Genomic DNA, 554 nt, shown 5'->3' with positions numbered 1-554 from the left:
GCCAGTGATTTGACCGTCTTCCATATGAAGATCATCAACACGTGTACTAAAGCGAATTTCACCACCTAGCTCGATGATAGTCGCACGCAGTTTCTCGATCATCGTTACCAGCTTGAAAGTACCGATGTGCGGTTTACTTACGTATAGAATTTCTTCTGGTGCGCCAGCCTCAACAAATTCAGTGATCACTTTGCGACCGTAGAAGTTTGGATCTTTCACTTGGCTGTACAGCTTACCGTCAGAGAACGTACCCGCACCGCCCTCACCAAACTGTACGTTTGATTCTGGGTTTAGCGTGCGTTTACGCCAGAAACCGAAAGTATCTTTAGTACGTTCACGTACTTCTTTACCACGTTCAACAATGATTGGGTTGAAACCCATTTGAGCCAACACCAAACCAGCAAACAGACCACATGGACCAAAACCGATGACGATTGGGCGCTCTGTTAGGTTCTCAGGTGCTTTCGCAACAAACTTGTATTCCATGTCTGGTGTTTGGCGAACGTGAGGATCGTTTGCGAACTTCGCTAGCAACGCGGTTTCATCGCCTTCAA

At 46.9% G+C, this 554-nt stretch carries 1 protein-coding gene; it reads right to left on the bottom strand.

Going from position 1 to position 554, the window contains the following annotated elements; all coding sequences use genetic code 11:
* Positions 1 to 554, bottom strand: a 554-nt coding sequence (locus R7Z47_RS26330) for an NAD(P)/FAD-dependent oxidoreductase (RefSeq protein WP_411913069.1), incomplete at both ends; no start/stop codon positions are given.

This window comes from Vibrio sp. 1641, assembly GCF_033339995.1.
Lineage (GTDB): Bacteria > Pseudomonadota > Gammaproteobacteria > Enterobacterales > Vibrionaceae > Vibrio > Vibrio alginolyticus.
The sequence above is the reverse complement of the archived record's forward strand: the minus strand, read 5'-3'. Positions and strand labels throughout refer to the sequence as shown.